We start from the raw sequence: 19302 nt of genomic DNA, 5'->3' as shown, positions 1-19302 counted from the left end.
GGGCGTGTCAAGGGGCAAGCCTTTGGGCGATGGCCTTCAGGGCCCTTTCCGCCTCCTCCCGGCCGTTTTCAATGAAGACCGAGCGGGTATCGGGCCCGTAGGCGCAGGAGCCGATGGCGAAGAGGCCGGGGAGGGAGGTCTCCCCTTCCGGGCTGAGGAGGGGCTTTTCCCCCTGGTAGGCCACCCGGGCCTCCCTGAGGAGGCGGTCCTCGGCCCGATAGCCCACCAGGACCAGGACGAAGTCGGCCTCCAAGAAGACCCTCCCCTCCGGGCGGGTGAGCCATAGCCCCTCCCGGGTGATGGCCTCCACCCGGGCCTCCATGACCGCCCGGATGCTCCCCTCCTTGACCCGGTTTTGGAAGTCCGGCAGAAGCCAGTACTTGACGCCGGGCCGCACCCAGGGGCCCCGGTGGACCAGGGTCACCCGGGCCCCACCTCGGTAGAGGTCCAGGGCCGCCTCCACGGCGGAGTTGCTTCCCCCCACCACGGCCACCTTCTTCCCGAAGAAGGGGGCCGCCTCCTCGTAGCGGTGGCGGACGTGGGGAAGCTCCTCCCCGGGGACCCCCAGGCGGTTTGGGCGGTCAAAGTAGCCGGTGGCCACCACCACGTACCGGGCGGCGTGAACCTCTTCCTCCTCCTTGAGGAGATCCCTGGCCCGCACCCTGAAGGCCCCCTCCCTCCCCTCCACCGCCAGGGCCTCGGTGTAGGTCTTCACCTGAAGCCCCTCCCGCTCAGCCACCTTCTGGTAGTAGAGGAGGGCCTCCTTCCGGGTGGGCTTGGGGCCGTGGGCGACCAGGGGGTGGCCGCCGATCTCAATGTTCTTGGCCTCGGAGAAGAAGACCATGTCCCGGGGGAAGCGGTAGATGGTGTGGGCCACGGTGCCCTTCTCCAAAACCAGGTGGGAAAGCCCCAGGCGCTTGGCCCACAAGGCCGCGGCGAGCCCCACCGGCCCCGCCCCCACCACCAGGACGTCCACCATGGGGAAAAGTCTACGGGAACGGGTAGACTCTTGCCCGTGGCTTGGCTCACCAACCCCGAGATCTGGCTGGCCTTTTTGACCCTGACGGTCCTCGAGGTGGTCCTGGGCGTGGACAACGTGATCTTCATCTGCATCCTGGCCTCCAAGCTCCCCCAGGTCCTCCTCCTGGACATCGTCTTCTCCATTGACTCGGTGATCACCTCCGTGGGCCTCACCCCCTATGTGCCGGTGATGGTGGCGGCCATCCTGGCCTCGGTGGCGGTGATGCTCCTCGCTTCCAAGGGCATCTCCGCCTTTGTGAACCGCCACCCCACGGTGAAGATGCTGGCCCTAAGCTTCCTCCTCCTCATCGGCTTCACCCTGGTGGCCGAGGGCACGGGGGTCCACATCCCCAAGGGGTACGTCTACTTCGCCATGGGCTTCGCCGTCTTCGTGGAGTGGCTGGACCTGAGGGCGGGGCTTAGGGGAAGGCCCGTCAAGCTCCACGACCCCTACGAGGAGGCGTAAGGCCACCCCATGCTGGCTTGCGCCAGCATGGGGGCCCCGGCAAAAGAAGTTACCAGGGCATGGTGGGCCGAAGGAAAGGGGAGGCAAGGGTATAAAATCGCGCTTGGAGGTGGCGTATGGAATACCGGGTTGAGCGGGACACCATGGGAGAGGTCAAGGTTCCGGCGGACCGCTACTGGGGGGCCCAGACCCAACGCTCTCTGGAGCACTTCCGGATCGGGGCCTGGCGCTTCCGGATGCCGCTGGAGATCATCCGGGCCTACGGGATGCTGAAGAAGGCCGCCGCCAGAGCCAACCTGGAGCTGGGGGAGCTACCCGAGGAGATCGCCAGGGCCATCATCCAGGCGGCCGAGGAGGTCATCGCCGGGAAGCTGGACGACCACTTCCCCCTGGTGGTCTTCCAGACCGGGTCCGGAACCCAGACCAACATGAACGTCAACGAGGTCATCGCCAACCGGGCCTCGGAGATCCTGGGCAAGCCCCTGGGGAGCAAGTACGTCCACCCCAATGACCACGTGAACCGGGGCCAGAGCTCCAACGACACCTTCCCCACCGCCATGTACGTGGCCACCGCCTTGGCTCTTCACCAGCACCTTTACCCGGCGGTGGAGGGCCTCATCGCCACCTTTGAGGAAAAAGCCAGGGCCTTTGACGGCATCGTCAAGGTGGGCCGCACCCACCTCATGGACGCCGTCCCCATCACCCTGGGCCAGGAGGTGGGGAGCTGGGCCGCCCAGCTTAGGAACACCCTGGCCATGGTCAAGGAGGCGGAAAAGGGCCTCTACAACCTGGCCATCGGCGGCACCGCCGTGGGCACGGGCCTCAACGCCCACCCCCGCTTCGGGGAGCTGGTGGCCCGGTATCTGGCGGAGGAGACCGGCCTCCCCTTCCGGGTGGCGGAAAACCGCTTCGCCGCCCTGGCCGCCCACGACGAGCTGGTCCACGTCATGGGGGCTCTAAGGACCCTGGCCGGGGCCCTGATGAAGATCGGCAACGACATCCGCTGGCTGGCCTCGGGGCCCTACGGGGGTATCGGCGAGATCTTCATCCCTGCCAACGAGCCCGGGAGCTCCATCATGCCGGGCAAGGTGAACCCCACCCAGGTGGAGGCCCTGACCATGGTGGTGGTGCGGGTCTTTGGCAACGACCAGGCCGTGGCCTTCGCCGGGAGCCAGGGCAACTTCCAGCTCAACGTCTACAAGCCGGTCATGGTGGACGCCGCCTTGGAGTCCATCAAGCTTCTGGGCGACGCCGTGGCCTCCTTTGACCAGCACCTGGCCCAGGGGATTGAGCCCAACCTGGAGCGCATAGAGGAGCACCTCAACAAGAACCCCATGCTGGCCACCGCCCTCAACAAGGCCATCGGCTACGACAAGGCGGCGGAGATCGTCAAGAAGGCCATCAAGGAGAAGAAGTCCCTGAAGCAGGCGGCCCTGGAGCTGGGTTACCTCACCGAGGAGGAGTTTGACCGGATCGTGGTGCCCATGCGCCTGGCCAAGCCCCACGAAAACGCTTAGCCCCTCGAGGGCCTGGCCATGGCAAGGAACGTGAGAACGGCCACGCCCTGAGGGGCCTGGCCCCTTATAGTGGAAGGCGGAGGTGTGTTATGCCGTACCCGTTCAAGCTACCCGAGCTAGGCTACCCCTACGAGGCCCTCGAGCCCCACATTGACGCCAGGACCATGGAGATCCACCACCAGAAGCACCACGGCGCCTACGTCACCAACCTGAACGCCGCCCTGGAGAAGTACCCCTACCTCCAAGGCGCCGAGGTGGAAACCCTCCTCCGGCACCTCACCGCCCTCCCCGCCGACATCCAGGCCGCCGTGCGCAACAACGGGGGCGGGCACCTGAACCACAGCCTCTTCTGGCGCCTCCTCACCCCGGGCGGGGCCAAGGAGCCCGTGGGGGAGCTGAAGAAGGCCATTGACGAGCAGTTTGGCGGCTTCGCCGCCCTAAAGGAGAAGCTCACCCAGGCGGCCATGGGGCGCTTCGGCTCCGGGTGGGCCTGGCTGGTCAAGGACCCCTTCGGCAAGCTCCACGTGATCTCCACCGCCAACCAGGACAACCCAGTGATGGAGGGCTTCGCCCCCATCGTGGGCATTGACGTCTGGGAGCACGCCTACTACCTGAAGTACCAGAACCGCCGGGCCGACTACCTGCAGGCCATCTGGAACGTCCTGAACTGGGACGTGGCCGAGGAGATCTACAAGGGCGCCTGAAGGCGGAGAACGCCGCTGACGGCTCTTTCCAGGGCCGTCAGCGCTTCCTTTAGCCGCCAAGCCCCCCTGTCCCGCACCCCGGCGGGGTTGGAGATGGCCCTGAGCTCCGCCCCCCGGACCCCCAGGGCCAGGCAGGCCCGGGCGAAGGCCGCCCCCTCCATGCTCTCCACCTCTGCCCCCCATCTTTGGGCCAGGGCCTGGGCCTCCTCGAGGCTCTCCGAGACCAGGTCCCGGGTGAGGCCGGTGGCCAGCCCAAGGCCCAGGCCCTCTTTCAAGGAGGCGGTGAGGCCGGGGTCCAGGGGAAAGCGGTTGTAGTAGCGCGCTCCCCCCTTCCTTAGAGCGGGAAAGCCCAGGGGCTTAAGGCCCTCCCTTAGGCCCAGGTCCGCCTCCACCTCCTCCTTGATGAGGACCGCCTGGCCCAAGGCCAGCCCCGAGCCCGGGTAGGCCCCGGCGATGCCGAAGAGAAGGGCCCTCTCCACCGGGTGGCTCGCGGCGTAGGCGGCGAGGGCCATGGCGGCGTTGACCTTGCCCACGCCGGTCTCCAGGTAGACGAAGCCCTCACCCTTCAGGCCCTTCCAGGCCAGGAAGGCGAAGGGCTCCCCCCGGAGGAAGGGGGCCTCGAGGCGGGTCGGGGAAAGGAGGAGCCACACTACTCCACCACCTTGAAGCCCAGGGCCTCGGCCCGCTCCACGAAGAACTGAATGTTCTCCCCCTTGACCTCGCCCCCCAGGCTCTTGCGCTCAAAGGCCCCTTCCGCCGCCAGGATCATGGTCTCCGCCAGGCAGGCGGGCACCTGGTCCGGGGCCCCGAAGTGAAGGTCCAGGGTGGCCCGGGCCTGGCCGGGAAGCCGCACCACCCCCCCGGGGATCACCCTTACCCCCGGTACCTCCCGCACGCTTTCATGGACGTCCGGGGGGACGCCCTCGTCGTAGATCCAGGCCCCGGGCTTCACGTGCTCGGGGTAGATGACGGGGTTGGGGTCGCTGGTGGCGGTGAAGACCAGGTCCGCCTCCCGGATGACCCCTATGTCGGTGGTGACCGCAATCTCCGGGGCCTCCCCCTTCCGCTCCAAGTTCCTCCTGAGGCTCTCCGCCGCCCGGGAAAGCCTCTCGGGGTCCCGGCCCACCAGGATCAGCTTCCCCACATAGGGGGCGATCTGGCGGGCGATGCCGAAGGCCACCACCCCGTTCGCCCCCACCACGGCCGCCGTAGTGCGCTTCAGGTCCTTGCCGCTTTGGGCGAAGTGGGCCAGGATCTGGGGAATGGCCGCCTTTACCGTGCCGGCGGTGTAGGCCCCGCCGTTGGTCACCTCTATCCCGGGCACGGCCTCCTGGACCCTGAGGCCCTTCTCCCCCACCACGCTCCAGAAGGCCCCCAGGCCCACCACCGTGGCCCCCAGCTCCTTGGCGAGCCTCGCCCCCTGGATGGCCCGCTTGACCGCCAAATCGGGCTTGGCCTTGATCTGGTGGGGCAAAAGAGGCGCGGAGATGAGGTGGCACAGGACCTCCCGGCCGTCGGCCGTCCTCACCCCCCGCACCTCCCCCACCTTCATGGGGCGGAAAAGCTCCGCCAGGCGTTCCATCCAGGCCTGCTTGAGGAGGCGGAGACGCACCAGGGGCCTCATCCAGCGGAAGCGGGGGCTTTGCCAGAAGTCCTCCACGGTGAGGGGGTGGATGAGGAAAGCGCAGACCACCTGCCTTTCCGAAGGGAGCGGCAGAGGGTCCCCCAGCTTGGGCTCGGTGCCCTCCAGGATGCGCCCCAGGTTCTCCTTGTAGCGCCATAGGGCCAGGAGGAAAAGGAGGAGGCCGAGAAGCTTTTCCCTGGGGGCGTAGCCCCCCAGCAGGACCAGAAAAAGCCCCAGGGGCAGGGCCAAGGCCGCCAGGGAGGCGTAGCCCGTGAGGGCGTAGAGGGTAAGGGCCAGGGCCACGGGGACCATCCCCCAGGCGGGCGGCAGGGGAAGGGCCGCCAGCACCCCCAAAAGCACCCCCGCCCCCTTGGCCCGTAAAGGCCAGGGGTCCCGGAAGAAGACGGGGTAGAGGTGGCCCAGATAGGCGGCCACCCCCAGGGCCAAGAGTTCCCCAAGCCCCAGGCCCAAGGCCCGCCCCAGGAGGAGGGGCAGGTAGCCCTTGAGGAAGTCTAGAAGGAAGGAAAGGAGGAGCGTCCAAAGGCCTAGGCGCTTCAGGGCGCTTTCCAGGCCCAGGGTGTAGGGGCTCGCCGTGCGCAGGTCCACGCCCCGCCTCTGGGCCAAAAGGTGGCCCAGGGGCAAAGCCCCCACCAGGTAGGCGAGAAGGAGGAGAAGGGCGGTCATCGCAGGTAGTTTAGCCCGGCCACGGCCCCGCCCGTGAGGAGAAGGGTCAGAAGCCCCGCTGCCACCACGCCTAGGGAGATGGCGAGAAGGGCGTACCGCCTTTTGAGGCCCAGGACCACGGCCAGCACGCTCCCGCTCCAGGCCCCGGTGCCGGGAAGGGGCACGGCCACGAAGAGGAAGAGGCCCAAGGCCCCCAGGCGCTGGACCTGCTCCTCGCCCTTCAGGCGGACCCGGGCCTCGAGGGCCTCCCAGGCCCGGCGGAGGACGGGCACCCGGGTGGCCGCCTCCACGGCCCAGGGCAGAAGGAAAAGGGCCACCGGGGCCACCAGCAGGTTCCCCAAAAGGGCAAGAAGGAAGCTTTCCCAGGGGGGAAGCCCCAAGACCACCCCCAGGGGGATGGCCCCCCTTAGCTCCACCACCGGCAAAGCCGCTACCAGAAGAACATAAAGCTCGGGCGTCATCTTCATAAAGAAGGCGCCGGGACCCTAGCCCGGCGCCAGGCCCCCTGGCCTCAGGCCCGGGCCGCTTTGGCCTTCTCCACCAGCTCGGCGAAGGCCTGGGGCTCCCGCACCGCCAGGTCGGCCAGGACCTTGCGGTCCAGCTCAATCCCCGCCTTCTTGAGCCCGTTCATGAAGCTGGAGTAGTTGAGGCCGTGCTGGCGGCAGGCGGCGTTGATGCGCACGATCCAGAGCTTGCGGAACTCCCGCTTCCTGGCCTTGCGGTCCCGGTAGGCGTAGTTCCCGGCGGCAAAGAGGGTCTCCCGGGCCTTGCGGAAGCTCTTGGAGCGGAGGCCCCAGTACCCCTTGGCCAGCTTGAGGATCTTCTTGTGCCTGCGGCGACGGACGACGCCGGTCTTGGCGCGCGGCATCCTCTACCTCCTCAGTAGGGCAGGAGGCGCTTGATGCGCTCCGCCTCCGGCTTGGCCAGGGTGAACTTCCGCCCCTTCTGGCGGATGGTCTTCCCCGACTTGTGCCAGTTCAGGTGCCGTTTGCCCGTCTTCATGGCCACCACCTTGCCCGAAGCGGTGACCTTCACCCGCTTCTTGGCGCCCTTGTGGGTCTTCATCTTGCCCATGCTTCTCCTCCTCTGGGAAGCGCCCCCAGGCGGGGGACTTGGGTGCTCCCCAAAGCCTTCCCACTATAGCAAAGACCGCTAAGGAGGTCTAGGCCGACACCTTGGCCGGGGCCAGGAGCATGTTCATGTCCCGGCCCAAAAGCTCGGGCTTCATCTCCACCACGGCCAGGCCCTCGAGGTCCTTGGCCACCCGCTCCAGAAGCCGCTGGCCCAGCTCGGGGTAGCTCATCTCCCGCCCCCGGAACATGATGGTGACCTTGACCTTGTGGCCCTCCTCCAGGAAGCGCTTGATATGGTTCAGCTTGGTCTGATAGTCGTGGTCGTCAATCTTGACCCGGAACTTGATGGACTTGACCTCGGTGCGCTTGGCCTTTTTGCGGGCCTCCTTCTCCGCCACCTGCTGCTCGTAGCGCCACTTGGAGTAGTTCATGATGCGGGCCACCGGTGGTTCGGCGGTGGGGCCCACCAGGACCAGGTCCAGGTCCTGCTCCCGGGCCAGGCGCAAAGCCTCCTGGGTGTCCATGATGCCCAGCTGCTGGCCGTCGGCACCGATCACCCTCACCTGTTTGGCACGGATGCGCTCGTTGGTCAGATACTCCTTTATCTACATCACCTCCTAGCCCGCAAAGCTTTACTCAGGTTCGCGGGCTAAGGGGAGTGTAGCAGGAAAGGCCCCTCGTCTACAATGGGGGCATGGTCCAGGTGGAAAAAGGCCGCGTGGCCACGCTATTCCTGAACGACCCAGAGAGGCGAAACCCCCTCTCGCCCAAGATGGTGGAAGGCCTTCTCGCGGCCCTGGAGGAGCTGGAAGCCGACCAGGGGGTGCGGGCTCTGGTCCTGACGGGAAGGGGCCAGGCCTTCAGCGCCGGGGCCGACCTGGCCTTTTTGGAAAGGGTCACGGAGATGGGGGCCGAGGAGAACTACCGCCACTCCCTTTCCCTCATGGCCCTCTTCCGCCGCCTCTACACCTATCCCAAGCCCACGGTGGCGGCGGTGAACGGCCCGGCGGTGGCCGGAGGGGCGGGGCTCGCCCTGGCCTGCGACCTGGTGGTCATGGAAGAGGAGGCGAGGATGGGCTTCACCGAGGTCAGGATCGGCTTCGTGGCCGCCTTGGTCTCCGTCCTCCTCACCCGGGCCGTGGGGGAGAAGGTGGCCAAGGACCTCCTCCTCACGGGAAGGCTCGTGGGAGCGGAAGAGGCCAAGGCCCTGGGACTCGTGAACCGCACCGCCCCCAAGGGGGAGGCCCTCAAAGTGGCCCAGGCCCTGGCGGAAGAAGTTGCGGAGAACGCCCCCACCTCCTTGCGCCTCACCAAGGAGCTCCTGGCCGCCCTGCCGGGGATGGGCCTCGAGGAGGGCTTCCGCCTGGCGGCCCTGGCCAACGCCTGGGTGCGGGAGACCGGGGACCTGAAGGAGGGCATCCGGGCCTTCTTTGAGAAGCGCAAGCCCCGCTTCTGAGCGCCCCAGAAAAACCCCTAGCCCCGGCTTGGGCACCCCACGTTGCGAAAGCAAAGCGCGGGCACTTGGGTAAACTTGCCTTATGGGCCTCGTCCCCCCGAACTTCATCACCGAGATCGTGGAAAAAGACCTACGGGAGGGTAAGTACGAGCGCATCAAGACCCGCTTCCCTCCCGAGCCCAACGGCTACCTCCACATCGGCCACGCCCGGAGCATCGTCCTCAACTTCGGCCTGGCCCGGGACTACGGTGGGAAGTGCTACCTGCGCATGGACGACACCAACCCCGAGACCGAGAAGGAGGAGTACGCCAGGGCCATCCTGGAGGACGTGCGCTGGCTGGGCTTTGAGCCGGACGGGATCTTTTACGCCTCGGACTACTTTGAGAGGATGTACGAATGCGCCCTCCTCCTCATCCAGGAGGGGAAGGCCTACGTGGACGACCTCTCCGAGGAGGAGATGAGCGCCCTGAGGGCCGAGGGGAAGCCGAGCCCCTACCGGGAAAGGAGCGTGGAGGAGAACCTGGACCTCTTCCAGAGGATGGCCCGGGGAGAGTTCCCCACGGGAAGCCGGGTCCTCAGGGCCAAGATTGACCCCGCCCACCCCAACTTCAAGCTGAGGGACCCGGTCCTCTACCGCATCGTCCACGCCCCCCATTACCACGCGGGGGACCGGTGGGTGGTCTACCCCCTCTACGACTACGCCCACCCCTTGGAGGACTTCATAGAGGGCATCACCCACTCCCTCTGCACCCTGGAGTTTGAGAACAACCGGGCGATCTACGACTGGGTCATTGAAAACGTGAAGGGCAAGTGCGGCTTTCCCCTCTCCCCCAGGCCCCACCAGTACGAGTTCGCCCGCCTGGACTTAAGCCACACCGTCCTCTCCAAGAGGAAGCTCATCAAGCTGGTGGAGGGAGGGTACGTCTCCGGCTGGGACGACCCCCGCCTCCCCACCCTGAGGGCCCTGAGGCGGCGGGGGGTGAGGCCCGAGGCCATCATAGAGTTCGTGCGCAGGACGGGCATCTCCCGCAACGAGGCCCTGATCCCCATGGACCTCTTTGAGGAGGTGGTCCGGGACGACCTGAACCCCGTGGCCCCCAGGGTCTTGGGGGTCATAGACCCCTTGGAAGTGGTCCTCACCAACTACCAGGGGGAGGAGTGGATAGAGGCCCCCTACTGGCCCCGGGACATCCCCAAGGAGGGGAGCCGCCCTCTCCCCTTCTCGGGAAGAATCTATATAGAGCGCTCGGACTTCAGCCTGAACCCCCCCAAAGGTTGGAAACGCTTCGCCCCGGGGCAGAGGGTGCGCCTCCGGCACGCCTACGTCATAGAGCTGGAGGACGTGGTGGAGGAAGGCGGGGAGGTACGGCGCCTCAAGGCCCGGGTGGTCCCCGGGACCCTGGGGGCCAACCCCGAGGACGGGGTTAAGCCCAAGGGGGTGATCCACTGGGTCTCGGCGGCCCACGCCCTGCCGGTGGAGTTCCGCCTCTACGGCCGCCTCTTCCTGACGGCCGACCCCGAGGAGGGCGGGGACTTTCTCAAGAACCTGAACCCCAAGGCCCTCGAGGTCCGCCGGGGCTTCATTGAGCCCAGCGTGGCCAAAGACCCCCGGGAGACCCGCTACCAGCTGGAACGCCTGGGCTACTTCTGGCAGGACCCCGTGGACTCCAGGCCCGAAGCCCTGGTCCTAAACCGCATCGTCCCCCTCAAGGAGGGCTTCAAGGCGGGCTAAGCCTCCTGGGGTACTTTTTGGGGCCAAGCCAGCGTGGGGTGGCCTCAAAGCCCCAGGCTCACCCCCAAAGCCGCCCCCAGGCCGAAGCTCTGGTTGGGGGTCAGGTAGTAAATGGGGTGAAGCTCCAAGTAGGCCCCCACGAGGGGCAGGGGTAGGTTGAGCCAGGTGCCCAAGACCCCCCGCAAGCCCCCCTGCCCCGCCCCGTCCTGGGGCAGGGAGAGGGCCCTCCCCGTGCCGTAGAAGCCCCCCAAGCCCAGGTAGAGGTCGGTGAGGGGGACCTTGAAGAGGAGGTCCACCCCTCCCCCCAGGACCTCGAGGCCCACCCCACTGTAGACCCGCCCGTCTAAGAGAAGGGGCACTAGGGGAAAGCGAAGGCCCCCCTGGAGGCCAAAGGGGCTACCCAAGCTCACCTCGGCCCGCTGGGCCAGGGCCACACCGAGCAGCACAAGGGCCAGAACCAAGAACCTACGCACGCCGCACCTCCCGCAAAAGGTCTTCCACCTGCGCCAGGCGGGCCTGGTGTGCCCCAGGCTGGTAGTCCACCAGAACCGCCTCCACCTTCAGCATACCCAGGGCCCTGAGGAAGGCCTCCTTGAGGGCCCGGCTCTCCAAGGGACTCACCCGCATCCCAAGCTCCGGGTGGAAGGCCAGGAAGCGCTCGGCCCCGGCCCTCGTGGTCCACACCCCGGAAAGCCTCCGCCCCAGGGCCTCCACCACCAGGTGCTCCCCGGGCTCCCCCTCCAGGACGTACCAGGTACCGGAAAGCTCCGGCTCCACCGGTCCATAATACCCTCGTGCGCCTGGACCGGTACCTGGTGGAAAAGGGCCTGGTGGAGAGTCGGGAAAAGGCCAAGCGCCTCATCGCCGAGGGGAAGGTGCGGGTGGGGGGAAGGGTGGTCACCAAGCCCGCCCACCCCGTGCCCGAAGGCGCCGCCGTGGAGCTTCTAGAGGAGGAGCGCTACGTGGGCCGGGGGGCCTACAAGCTCCTCGGGGCCCTCGAGGCCTTCCCCATAGCCGTAGCGGGGAAGGTGGCCGCCGACCTGGGGGCCAGCACCGGGGGCTTCACCCAGGTCCTTCTGGAAAGGGGGGCCAGCCGGGTCTACGCCGTGGACGTGGGCAGGGGCCAGCTCCACCCAAGCCTCCGCCAGGACCCCAGGGTGGTGGTCCTCGAGGGCGTGGACGCCCGCGCCGTGAGCCTCCCGGAGCCCGTGGACCTTATCCTCATGGACCTGGCCTTCATCTCCGCCACCCAGGTCCTCCCCAAGGCGCTGGAGCTTCTGAGGGAGGGGGGCGAGGCCCTGGTCCTGGTCAAGCCCCAGTACGAGCTCTGGCCCGGGGCCCACCAAGGGGTGGTGCGGGAGGAGGCTTTAAGGCGGGAGGCCCTGAGGCGGGTCAGGGAACGGGCGGAGGCCCTGGGCTTCAGGGTCTTGGGGGAGAAGGAAAGCCCCCTCCCGGGCAAGGAGGGGAACCTGGAGTACTGGCTCTGGCTCAGGGCCCCTTGAGCCACTCCTCGGCGATCTGGACGGCGTTGAGGGCGGCCCCCTTCAGGAGCTGGTCCCCCACCACGAAGAAGTCCAGGCCGTTCTCAAAGGCCAGGCTCTTCCGGATCCGGCCCACCTCCACGTCCCACTTGCCGCTCGCGGTGAGGGGCATGGGGTAGCGCCGCTTCTCGGGCTCGTCCACCAGCTCCACGCCCGGGGCGCCCCTCAGAACCTCCCGGGCGGCCTCGGGGGTGACGGGCTCAGCGAACTCCACGCTGGCCGCCTCGGCGTGGGCGCGAAGGGTGGGGACCCGGACCGCCGTGGCGCTGATCTTTATGGAGTCATCGCCAAAGATCTTGTGGGTCTCCCACACCACCTTCATCTCCTCGCGGGTGTAGCCGTTTTCCTGGAAGGCGTCAATGTGGGGGATGACGTTGAAGGGCAGGGGGTGGGCGAAGACCTCGGCCCTGGGGGTCTCCCCGTGCAGGAAGCGGTGGGTTTCGCTGAGGAGCTCCTCCATGCCCTTGGCCCCCGCCCCCGAGGCCGCCTGGTAGGTGGCCACGACCACCCGCCTGGCCCGGAAGGCCCGGTGGAGGGGCCAGAGGGCCATGGCCAGGATGGCCGTGGTGCAGTTGGGGTTGGCGATGATGCCCTGGTGGGTGAAGATCTTTTCCCGATTGACCTCGGGGACCACCAAAGGCACCCAGGGCTCGTAGCGGAAGGCGCTGGAGTTGTCTATGACCAGGGCCCCGCCCTGGACCCAGACGGGGGCCAGGGCTTTGGAGAGGGCCCCCCCGGCGCTGGCCAGGACCAGGTCCACGGGCAGAGGCCCCTCGGGAAGGGGCTCCACGGGGATCTCCTCCCCACGGAAGGGGAGGCGCGCCCCAGCGGAGCGGGGGGAGGCGTAGAGCCGGAGCTCGGAGAGGGGGAAGTCCCGGGCCTCGAGGACCTTGAGGATCTCCCGCCCCACGGCCCCCGTGGCCCCCACCACCGCCACCCTCATGCCTCCTCCTCCACGTCCGAAAGCGCAAGCTCCTCCCACATGACCCGGGTGTGGGCCCAAAGGTGGGTGAGGCTGCGAAGGGCCTCCTCCTCTAAGGCGCTTCGCTCCTCCGGAGAGGCCTCCTTCAGCTTTTGGTACACCATCTTAAGGTGGTCCACCTCCTCAAAGAGCTCCTGCCAGATGGGCTCGGGCAGGCCTACCAGCCCCTCAACCTGCGCAGGATCCGCCTTCGCTCCCCTTCCCATGCCCGAATCTCCTTTTCCCACTTCCCGATCAGCCCCCAGTCCGGACTGGCCTTCTCCAGCTCCGCCTGGATCTTCTGATGATGCCGGAGAATCTGGTGCTCTAGACCCGCCAAGCGCTTGCGAAGGTGCTTGTTTTTGCCCAAGGCGCTCCCGCAAAGCTACCCCTAGTCTACCACCGAAGCTTCTCCTTCAAAAACCCCTCCAGCTCGTCCACGTGGAGGCGGATCTGCTCCATGGTGTCCCGGTCCCGCACCGTGACCGTGTCCTTGAGCTTGCTGGTGCCGTCCTTGCCCTGGCCCAGGGTGTCGTAGTCCACGGTGACGGCAAAGGGGGTGCCCACCTCGTCATGGCGGCGGTAGGCCTTGCCAATGTTGCCCGTGTCCTCGTAGAGCACCCGCCCGAGGCCCAGGGCCTGCAGCCTGGCCTTAAGCCTTTTGGCGTACTCGGTGATCTCGGGGCGGTTCTTCACCAGGGGGATCACCGCCACCTTGATGGGGGCGAGCTGGGGCTTGAGCTTCAGGACGATGCGCTCTTCCCCACTGGGAAGCTCCTCCCGGGTGAAGGCCTCGGCGAGGAGGGCCAAGACCCCCCGGTCCACCCCGGCGGAGGGCTCAATGACGTAGGGCACGAACCACCTGCCCGTCTCGGGATCCCGGTAGGCCAGGCGCTGGGTGGCGTGCTCGTTCTTGAGGACCCTGGCGGTGATGCCAAGCTCCTCCTGGTCCTTGGTGTGGCTCCCCAGGTCAAAGTCGGTGCGGTTGGCGATGCCCTCCAGCTCCTCCAGGCCGTGGGGGAAGCGGTAGAGGAGGTCCACGGTGGCCTTGGCGTAGTGGGCCAGCTCCTCGGGGGGTTGCTGGTAGGCCACCAGGTTCTCCCGGCTCAAGCCCATCTCCTGCCACCACTTGAGGCGTTCCTCCACCCAGTAGCGGTGCCAGCGCTCGTCCTCCCCCGGGCGCACGAAGTACTCAATCTCCATCTGCTCAAACTCCCGCACCCGGAAGATGAAGTTCCTGGGGGTGATCTCGTTGCGGAAGGCCTTGCCGATCTGGGCGATGCCGAAGGGGAGCTTGCGGCTGGTGGTGTCCAGGACGTTTTTGAAGTTGATGAAGATCCCCTGGGCGGTCTCGGGACGCAGGTAGGCCAGGCCCGCCTCGTCCTCCACCGGCCCCACGTAGGTCTTGAACATCATGTTGAAGTACCGGGGCGGGGTCCAGTCCCCTGGCTCCCCGGTGGCCGGGTCCACCACCATGGCCGCCGTCATGGCCCCCCCGGCCCGCTCGGGGAAGGTCATCATGGCCTGGACCAGGGCGTGGAGGTTCCCCTCCTCCACCTCCATGGCCCGAAAGAGGCGTCTTAAGACCTCCTCGGGCTGCTCTTTGAGGAGGTGATCCAGGCGGTAGCGCTTCTTGGTGATGCGGTTGTCCACCATGGGGTCGGCGAAGGTGGCCTCGTGCCCGGAGTAGTGGAGGACCAGGCGGTGGGTGAGGACGCTGGCGTCCAGCCCCTCCATGTCGTCCCGCTCGTAGACGTTTCTGCGCCACCAGGCCTGCTTCAGGTTGTTCTTGAGCTCCACCCCCAAAGGCCCGTAGTCGTAGACGCCCTGCAGGCCGCCGTAAATCTCCGCGCTTTGAAAGATGAAGCCCCGCCTTTTGCAAAGGGCCACCAGTTCGTCCAGGGTGCTGGCCGGCATGCCATCTCCTCCCAAAGGGCCCAAGGGCCCGATAGCTGGCATCTTAAGGCCAAGGTGAGCGAAGGTGCAAACGCTTCCCCAGGCCGGCCTTACGCTAGAATGTGGGTAGAGGGGAGCATGAACAGGTACGACGATCGCGCCAGGCTGGTCTTCCACTACGCGAGGGAGGAGGGGAGCCGCTTAGGCCACTCCATGATCGGCCCGGAGCACCTCCTCCTGGGCCTGATGCGCGAGGGGGGCACGGCGGCCCGCATCCTCCAGGAGTACGGGGCGAGCCTCGAGGCCATGCGCCGCATGGTGGAGGAGCTGGTGGGCCGCGGCGAGGGGAGCCGCACCGGGGAACCCCCCGCCATCACGCCCAGGGCGAGGCGGGTCATGGAGTTGGCCAGCGCCGAGGCCCGCAACATGGGGGCCCAGGTGATCGGCACCGAGCACATCCTCCTGGGCATCATCCGCGAAGGGGACGGGATCGCCTACCGCATCCTCTCCCACTTCGCCAAGGACGTGGACGCCATCCGCTGGCGCATCCTGGCCATGGCGGATAACCGCGAGCGGGAAAAGCCCGTGAACACGCCTTTCCTGGACGAGTACGGCCGCGACCTCACCAAGGAGGCCCGGGAAGGGAAGCTGGACCCGGTGATCGGCCGCCAGGAGGAGATCAACCGGGTGATCCAGATCCTGGCCCGCCGCACCAAGAACAACCCGGTGCTCATCGGGGACCCCGGGGTGGGCAAGACCGCCATCGTGGAAGGGCTGGCCCAGGCCATCGTGGAGGGCCGGGTCCCCCCCATCCTCAAGGGGGCCCGGGTGGTGGCCATTGACCTGGCCGGGGTGGTGGCGGGCACCAAGTACCGGGGCGAGTTTGAGGAGCGCCTGCGCCAGATCATTGAGGAGCTCAAAAACGCCAAGGTCATCGCCTTCATTGACGAGCTCCACACCCTGATCGGCGCCGGGGGGGCCGAGGGCACCCTGGACGCCGCCAACATCCTCAAGCCCGCCCTGGCCCGGGGCGAGATCCAGGTCATCGGGGCCACCACCACCGGGGAGTACCACCGCTACATAGAGAAAGACGCCGCCCTGGAACGGCGCTTCCAGCCCGTCATCGTCCTGGAGCCCTCCCCAGAGGAGACCCTGGAGATCCTAAAAGGCCTCCGGCCCCGCTACGAGGCCCACCACGGGGTCATCATCCCCGACGAGATCCTGGAGCTTTCCGTCAAGATCGGCATCCGTTCCCTCCCGGGGCGCAACTTCCCCGACAAAGCCATTGACCTCATTGACGAGGCCGCCAGCCGGGTCCGCCTCAACGCCTCCCTGGGCCTCCCCGTGGCCGAGGAGGAGGACGGCACCCCGGTGGTCACCCGGGAGGACATTGAGGCCGTGGTGGACTCCTGGGGCGGGGTCTACGTGGACGACAAGGACGACGAGAAGCTCATGCACCTGGAGGAGGAGCTCAGAAAGCGGGTGGTGGGCCAGGAGGAGGCCATCAAGGCCCTGGCCAACGCCCTTCGCCGGGCCCGGGTGGGCCTTGGGGGGAGGACCAGGGTGGCGGCCAGCTTCCTCTTCGTGGGCCAAAGCGGCGTGGGCAAGACCCAGCTGGCCAAGGCCTTGGCCGAGGTCCTCTTCGGCTCGGAGCGGGCCCTCATCCGCTTTGACATGTCCGAGTTCCAGGAGCCCCACTCCATCTCCAAGCTGATCGGGGCCCCTCCCGGCTACGTGGGCTACGAGCAGGGGGGCCGCCTCACCGAGGCCGTCCGCCGCCAGCCCTTCAGCGTGGTCCTCCTGGACGAGATTGAGAAGGCCCACCCCGACATCTACAACACCTTCCTCCAGGTCCTGGACGAGGGCCGCCTGACCGACGGCATGGGGCGGACCGTGGACTTCCGCCGGGTCATCCTCATCATGACCTCCAACACCGGCTACAACGTGGGCCCGGCCATCGGTTTCACCTCCAGGGAGGTGGACACCGAGTCCCCCTTGAAGGCCCTCTTCACCCCCGAGTTCCTGGACCGCCTGGACGAGGTCATCCGCTTCCGTCCCCTCACCGAGGAGGAGCTGGTGCGGGTGGCCGAGCTCATGCTGGAGGAGATCCAGAAGGAGCTCAAGGCCCGGGACGTAGAGGTCACCTTCGCCCCCGAGGTGGCCCGCTTCGTGGTGGACCAGGCCCCCAAGACGGGGAGCGCCCGGGCCATCCGTGGGGTCATCCGGGAGCGCATAGAAGACCCCCTCTCCCTGGCCCTCCTGAAGAAGCCCACGGGCCGCCTTTACGTGACCGTGGAGGACGGGGGCCTGGCCTTCCACGAGGTGGAGGAGTTCCTGGTCTAGGGCTTCATGGCCAAGGCCAGCTACGTCTGCGTGGAGTGCGGCTACCGCACCCCCAAGCCTCTGGGGCGCTGCCCTGGGTGTGGGGCCTGGGGAAGCTTCAAGGAATCGGTCCAGGAGCCGCCCAGGGCGAGCCCCAGCCCGAGGATCCCCGAACTCCTGCCCCTTTCCCAGGTAGACGAGGCGGAGGAGAGGCGCTTCTCCTCGGGGCTCTCCGAAGTGGACCGGGTCCTGGGCGGGGGGTTTGTGCCCGGGGAGGTGGTTCTTCTGGGCGGGGAGCCGGGGGTGGGCAAGAGCACCCTGCTTCTGGAGATGGCCCGGCGCATGCCCAGGCGGGTCTACTACGTGGCGGGGGAGGAGTCCCCCGCCCAGATCAAGCTCCGGGCGAGGCGGCTTGGGGGGGAGGAGCTTCTGCTGGTGCGGGAGACCCGCCTGGAGCCCCTTCTGGCCCTCCTGGAGCGGGAGCCCCCCGAGGCCCTCTTTGTGGACTCCATCCAGACCATTGAGGCCAACGGGAGCCCGGGAAGCCTGGTGGCGGTGCGGGAGGCCACCTCGGCCCTGGTGCGCTTCGCCAAGGAGAGCGGGACGGCGGTGGTCCTGGTGGGCCACGTGACCAAGGAGGGGGTGGTGGCGGGCCCCAAGAGCGTGGAGCACGCCGTGGACGCCACCCTTTACCTGGAGACCGCCGGGGTCTACCGGGTCCTAAGGAGCGCCAAGAACCGCTTCGGCCCGGTGGGGGAGCTCGGGGTCTTCCGTATGGAGGAGGAGGGGCTTCTGGAGGTGGGAAACCCCTCGGAGGCCTTTCTCCAGGAAAGGCCCCTGGGGGTGCCGGGGAGCGCCGTCGCCCTGGCCCTGGCCGGGGAGAGGGCCCTGGCCCTCGAGGTCCAGGCCCTGGCCGCCAAGACGCCCTTCCCCGCCCCCCGCCGGGTGGTCCAGGGACTGGACGGGAGGCGGGTGGACATGGTCCTGGCGGTCCTGGAGAGGCGGCTCGGCCTTCCCCTCGCCAACCTGGACGTCTACGTGAACCTGGCGGGGGGGCTAAGGGTCCTGGACCCGGGGCTGGACCTGGCCGTGGCCCTGGCGGTGTATTCTGCGGTGGTGGGCCGCCCCCTCCCCCAGGACCTGGCGGTGGTGGGTGAGGTGGGCCTTCTCGGCGAGGTCCGGAGCGTGGTGAGCCTGGAAAGAAGGCTGAAGGAAGGCGAGCGGGCCGGGTTCGGGCGCTTTCTGCACCCCGGCAACACCCGGGGCCTGGCCCAGGCGGTGGAGGCCTATCTGGGATGAGGCTCCTCTTTTACCTCCTGTTCGCCCTTTTGGGCTACCAGCTGGCGGTGGCCCTCGAGGGCCTGGCCATCCTGCCCAAGGCCCTGGGCCTTCTCTCCCTGAACCGGCTCTATCTAACCTTGGCGGGGCTCCTGACCGGGGTCCTCCTGGCCCCCAGACTGGAGATCTTACTGGAAAAGCGGCTCAGGAAGCTCAAGGAGCTACCGCCGGAGATCCCGGTGGCCCTTACCCTGGGGGCCACCTTGGGCCTCCTCCTCGCCACCCTCCTCACCACCCTCCTCTCCCAGGTCCCCGGCTTCTCCCCCTACCACAGCCTCTTTCTGGCCGTGGTCCTGGTGGGCCTCTTCGCCTACTTGGCCCTGGGGTACAAGGACTACCTGCGCCCGCCCGCCAAGAGGAGGGAGAGGGAAGAGGGGGGAAAGGTCCTGGACACCAGCGTCCTGGTGGACGGCCGGCTCCCCGAGGTGGCGGCCACGGGTTTTCTGGAAGGCCCCCTCTACGTGCCCCACTTCGTCTTAAAGGAGCTCCAGCACTTCGCCGACAGCCCTGACCCCCTGAGGCGGGCCAAGGGGCGGCGGGGCCTCGAGGCCCTGGAAAAGCTCAAGGAGCTCCTCCCGCTAGAGATGGTGGAGGAAGCCCCCAAAGGGGAAAGCGTGGACGAGAAGCTCCTCTTCCTGGCCCGGGACCTAGGGGCGGCCCTGGTCACCAACGACCTGGCCCTCCTGCAGATGGCCCGCATCTACGGGGTGAAGGCCCTCTCCGTCCAGGCCCTGGCCCAGGCCCTGAGGCCCCAGCTCCAGGTGGGGGACACCCTCAAGCTCCTCATCTTTAAGGAGGGGAAGGAGCCCCACCAGGGGGTGGGCTACCTGGAGGACGGCTCCATGGTGGTGGTGGACGAGGGGATCCGCTACAAGGGCCAGGAAATAGAGGTGGTCATCACCCAGGCCATCCAGACCCAGGTGGGCCGCCTCTTCTTCGCCCGTCCCGCCGGCCAAAGCTAAGCGCCC

21 protein-coding genes are annotated in these 19302 nt (G+C 67.6%); 9 read left to right on the top strand and 12 right to left on the bottom strand.

The features are described from left to right. Positions 1 to 7 precede the first annotated feature (7 nt). Complete coding sequence (locus tag BVI061214_RS07965; RefSeq protein WP_053767936.1) at positions 8 to 979, bottom strand: YpdA family putative bacillithiol disulfide reductase; 972 nt, start codon at positions 977 to 979, stop codon at positions 8 to 10. A 36-nt stretch (positions 980 to 1015) separates the two neighbouring features. Here BVI061214_RS07965 and BVI061214_RS07960 point away from each other — a divergent pair, with 36 nt between their 5' ends. The 3 genes from BVI061214_RS07960 (at position 1016) to BVI061214_RS07950 (ending at position 3707) form a co-directional block, all read left to right on the top strand. Continuing rightward, entirely contained in the window at positions 1016 to 1486 is a 471-nt protein-coding gene (locus BVI061214_RS07960; protein ID WP_053768622.1) for a TerC family protein, read from the top strand. Between the two features lie 116 nt (positions 1487 to 1602). Next, entirely contained in the window at positions 1603 to 3003 is a 1401-nt protein-coding gene (gene fumC, locus BVI061214_RS07955; protein ID WP_053767935.1) for a class II fumarate hydratase, read from the top strand. An 89-nt stretch (positions 3004 to 3092) separates the two neighbouring features. After that, positions 3093 to 3707 (top strand): superoxide dismutase, encoded by a 615-nt coding sequence (locus tag BVI061214_RS07950; RefSeq protein WP_053767934.1) that lies wholly within the window; start codon positions 3093 to 3095, stop codon positions 3705 to 3707. On the opposite strand, the gene mqnB is transcribed toward BVI061214_RS07950, so the two are convergent. The 6 genes from mqnB to infC all read right to left on the bottom strand — a co-directional run bounded on the left by mqnB (position 3692) and on the right by infC (position 7693). Next, positions 3692 to 4357 carry a futalosine hydrolase gene (gene mqnB, locus BVI061214_RS07945; protein WP_053767933.1) on the bottom strand — a complete coding sequence of 222 codons (666 nt, stop codon included), beginning with the start codon at positions 4355 to 4357 and terminating at the stop codon, positions 3692 to 3694. The genes BVI061214_RS07950 and mqnB overlap by 16 nt on opposite strands. Next, positions 4357 to 6015: a glycerol-3-phosphate acyltransferase gene (locus BVI061214_RS07940; RefSeq protein ID WP_053767932.1), complete on the bottom strand. Its 1659-nt coding sequence runs from the start codon at positions 6013 to 6015 to the stop codon at positions 4357 to 4359. Before BVI061214_RS07940 ends, mqnB begins: the two co-directional genes overlap by 1 nt. After that, positions 6012 to 6482 (bottom strand): COG2426 family protein, encoded by a 471-nt coding sequence (locus BVI061214_RS07935; protein WP_003047888.1) that lies wholly within the window; start codon positions 6480 to 6482, stop codon positions 6012 to 6014. The genes BVI061214_RS07940 and BVI061214_RS07935 overlap by 4 nt, the downstream gene beginning before the upstream one ends. Before the next feature lie 44 nt (positions 6483 to 6526). Then, positions 6527 to 6883, bottom strand: a complete 357-nt coding sequence (gene rplT, locus BVI061214_RS07930; protein ID WP_053767931.1) for a 50S ribosomal protein L20 — start codon at positions 6881 to 6883, stop codon at positions 6527 to 6529. Between the two features lie 11 nt (positions 6884 to 6894). Further along, positions 6895 to 7089, bottom strand: a complete 195-nt coding sequence (rpmI, locus tag BVI061214_RS07925; protein WP_003047894.1) for a 50S ribosomal protein L35 — start codon at positions 7087 to 7089, stop codon at positions 6895 to 6897. Between the two features lie 88 nt (positions 7090 to 7177). Next, a complete protein-coding gene (gene infC, locus BVI061214_RS07920) occupies positions 7178 to 7693 on the bottom strand; it encodes a translation initiation factor IF-3 (protein ID WP_081453663.1) in 516 nt (171 codons plus the stop codon). An 89-nt stretch (positions 7694 to 7782) separates the two neighbouring features. Here infC and BVI061214_RS07915 point away from each other — a divergent pair, with 89 nt between their 5' ends. Further along, on the top strand, positions 7783 to 8544 hold the full coding sequence (locus tag BVI061214_RS07915) for an enoyl-CoA hydratase/isomerase family protein (protein WP_053767930.1): 762 nt from the start codon (positions 7783 to 7785) through the stop codon (positions 8542 to 8544). Between the two features lie 82 nt (positions 8545 to 8626). Further along, positions 8627 to 10276 (top strand): glutamine--tRNA ligase/YqeY domain fusion protein, encoded by a 1650-nt coding sequence (locus tag BVI061214_RS07910; protein WP_053767929.1) that lies wholly within the window; start codon positions 8627 to 8629, stop codon positions 10274 to 10276. A 44-nt stretch (positions 10277 to 10320) separates the two neighbouring features. Here BVI061214_RS07910 and BVI061214_RS07905 read toward each other — a convergent pair whose 3' ends face one another. Continuing rightward, positions 10321 to 10749, bottom strand: coding sequence for a hypothetical protein (locus BVI061214_RS07905; RefSeq protein WP_053767928.1), 429 nt, complete (start codon positions 10747 to 10749; stop codon positions 10321 to 10323). Beyond that, a complete protein-coding gene (locus BVI061214_RS07900) occupies positions 10742 to 11053 on the bottom strand; it encodes a DUF3234 domain-containing protein (protein ID WP_053767927.1) in 312 nt (103 codons plus the stop codon). The genes BVI061214_RS07905 and BVI061214_RS07900 overlap by 8 nt, the downstream gene beginning before the upstream one ends. Before the next feature lie 17 nt (positions 11054 to 11070). Between BVI061214_RS07900 and BVI061214_RS07895 the strand changes: the two genes are divergently transcribed. Continuing rightward, the gene (locus tag BVI061214_RS07895) at positions 11071 to 11778 is read left to right on the top strand and encodes a TlyA family RNA methyltransferase (protein WP_053767926.1); all 708 of its coding nucleotides are present in this window, start codon (positions 11071 to 11073) and stop codon (positions 11776 to 11778) included. Here BVI061214_RS07895 and BVI061214_RS07890 read toward each other — a convergent pair. From BVI061214_RS07890 to BVI061214_RS07880, 3 genes are all read right to left on the bottom strand, one after another. After that, on the bottom strand, positions 11765 to 12760 hold the full coding sequence (locus tag BVI061214_RS07890; RefSeq protein WP_053767925.1) for an aspartate-semialdehyde dehydrogenase: 996 nt from the start codon (positions 12758 to 12760) through the stop codon (positions 11765 to 11767). The two genes, BVI061214_RS07895 and BVI061214_RS07890, sit on opposite strands and share 14 nt — an antisense overlap. Continuing rightward, positions 12757 to 13005, bottom strand: a complete 249-nt coding sequence (locus BVI061214_RS07885; protein ID WP_003047916.1) for a hypothetical protein — start codon at positions 13003 to 13005, stop codon at positions 12757 to 12759. Before BVI061214_RS07885 ends, BVI061214_RS07890 begins: the two co-directional genes overlap by 4 nt. A gap of 169 nt (positions 13006 to 13174) precedes the next feature. After that, positions 13175 to 14695 (bottom strand): glycine--tRNA ligase, encoded by a 1521-nt coding sequence (locus BVI061214_RS07880; protein ID WP_053767924.1) that lies wholly within the window; start codon positions 14693 to 14695, stop codon positions 13175 to 13177. A gap of 117 nt (positions 14696 to 14812) precedes the next feature. On the opposite strand from BVI061214_RS07880, the gene BVI061214_RS07875 reads away from it, so the two are divergent. Genes BVI061214_RS07875 through BVI061214_RS07865 form a run of 3 tightly spaced genes read left to right on the top strand, consistent with a single transcriptional unit; the run spans position 14813 to position 19296 of the window. Next, positions 14813 to 17017, top strand: coding sequence for an ATP-dependent Clp protease ATP-binding subunit (locus tag BVI061214_RS07875; protein ID WP_053768621.1), 2205 nt, complete (start codon positions 14813 to 14815; stop codon positions 17015 to 17017). A gap of 6 nt (positions 17018 to 17023) precedes the next feature. After that, positions 17024 to 18295 (top strand): DNA repair protein RadA, encoded by a 1272-nt coding sequence (gene radA / locus BVI061214_RS07870; RefSeq protein WP_053767923.1) that lies wholly within the window; start codon positions 17024 to 17026, stop codon positions 18293 to 18295. Then, positions 18292 to 19296 (top strand): PIN/TRAM domain-containing protein, encoded by a 1005-nt coding sequence (locus BVI061214_RS07865; RefSeq protein ID WP_053767922.1) that lies wholly within the window; start codon positions 18292 to 18294, stop codon positions 19294 to 19296. The genes radA and BVI061214_RS07865 overlap by 4 nt, the downstream gene beginning before the upstream one ends. The last annotated feature ends 6 nt before the right edge of the window (positions 19297 to 19302 follow it).

The sequence above is a fragment of the Thermus aquaticus genome (assembly GCF_001280255.1).
Classification (GTDB): domain Bacteria; phylum Deinococcota; class Deinococci; order Deinococcales; family Thermaceae; genus Thermus; species Thermus aquaticus.
Note: the sequence above shows the minus strand (reverse complement) of the source record. Positions and strands in the feature narration are given on the sequence as shown.

Bases quoted from the DNA above. Each gene is read 5' to 3' on its own strand.
- BVI061214_RS07915 (WP_053767930.1), top strand. From the start codon at position 7,783: ATGGTCCAGGTGGAAAAAGGCCGCGTGGCCACGCTATTCCTGAACGAC.
- BVI061214_RS07875 (WP_053768621.1), top strand. From the start codon at position 14,813: ATGAACAGGTACGACGATCGCGCCAGGCTGGTCTTCCACTACGCGAGG.
- BVI061214_RS07880 (WP_053767924.1), bottom strand. From the start codon at position 14,695: ATGCCGGCCAGCACCCTGGACGAACTGGTGGCCCTTTGCAAAAGGCGG.
- BVI061214_RS07940 (WP_053767932.1), bottom strand. From the start codon at position 6,015: ATGACCGCCCTTCTCCTCCTTCTCGCCTACCTGGTGGGGGCTTTGCCC.
- rplT (WP_053767931.1), bottom strand. From the start codon at position 6,883: ATGCCGCGCGCCAAGACCGGCGTCGTCCGTCGCCGCAGGCACAAGAAG.
- fumC (WP_053767935.1), top strand. From the start codon at position 1,603: ATGGAATACCGGGTTGAGCGGGACACCATGGGAGAGGTCAAGGTTCCG.
- radA (WP_053767923.1), top strand. From the start codon at position 17,024: ATGGCCAAGGCCAGCTACGTCTGCGTGGAGTGCGGCTACCGCACCCCC.
- BVI061214_RS07935 (WP_003047888.1), bottom strand. From the start codon at position 6,482: ATGAAGATGACGCCCGAGCTTTATGTTCTTCTGGTAGCGGCTTTGCCG.
- BVI061214_RS07865 (WP_053767922.1), top strand. From the start codon at position 18,292: ATGAGGCTCCTCTTTTACCTCCTGTTCGCCCTTTTGGGCTACCAGCTG.
- rpmI (WP_003047894.1), bottom strand. From the start codon at position 7,089: ATGGGCAAGATGAAGACCCACAAGGGCGCCAAGAAGCGGGTGAAGGTC.
- BVI061214_RS07965 (WP_053767936.1), bottom strand. From the start codon at position 979: ATGGTGGACGTCCTGGTGGTGGGGGCGGGGCCGGTGGGGCTCGCCGCG.
- BVI061214_RS07910 (WP_053767929.1), top strand. From the start codon at position 8,627: ATGGGCCTCGTCCCCCCGAACTTCATCACCGAGATCGTGGAAAAAGAC.
- BVI061214_RS07950 (WP_053767934.1), top strand. From the start codon at position 3,093: ATGCCGTACCCGTTCAAGCTACCCGAGCTAGGCTACCCCTACGAGGCC.
- BVI061214_RS07885 (WP_003047916.1), bottom strand. From the start codon at position 13,005: ATGGGAAGGGGAGCGAAGGCGGATCCTGCGCAGGTTGAGGGGCTGGTA.
- BVI061214_RS07890 (WP_053767925.1), bottom strand. From the start codon at position 12,760: ATGAGGGTGGCGGTGGTGGGGGCCACGGGGGCCGTGGGGCGGGAGATC.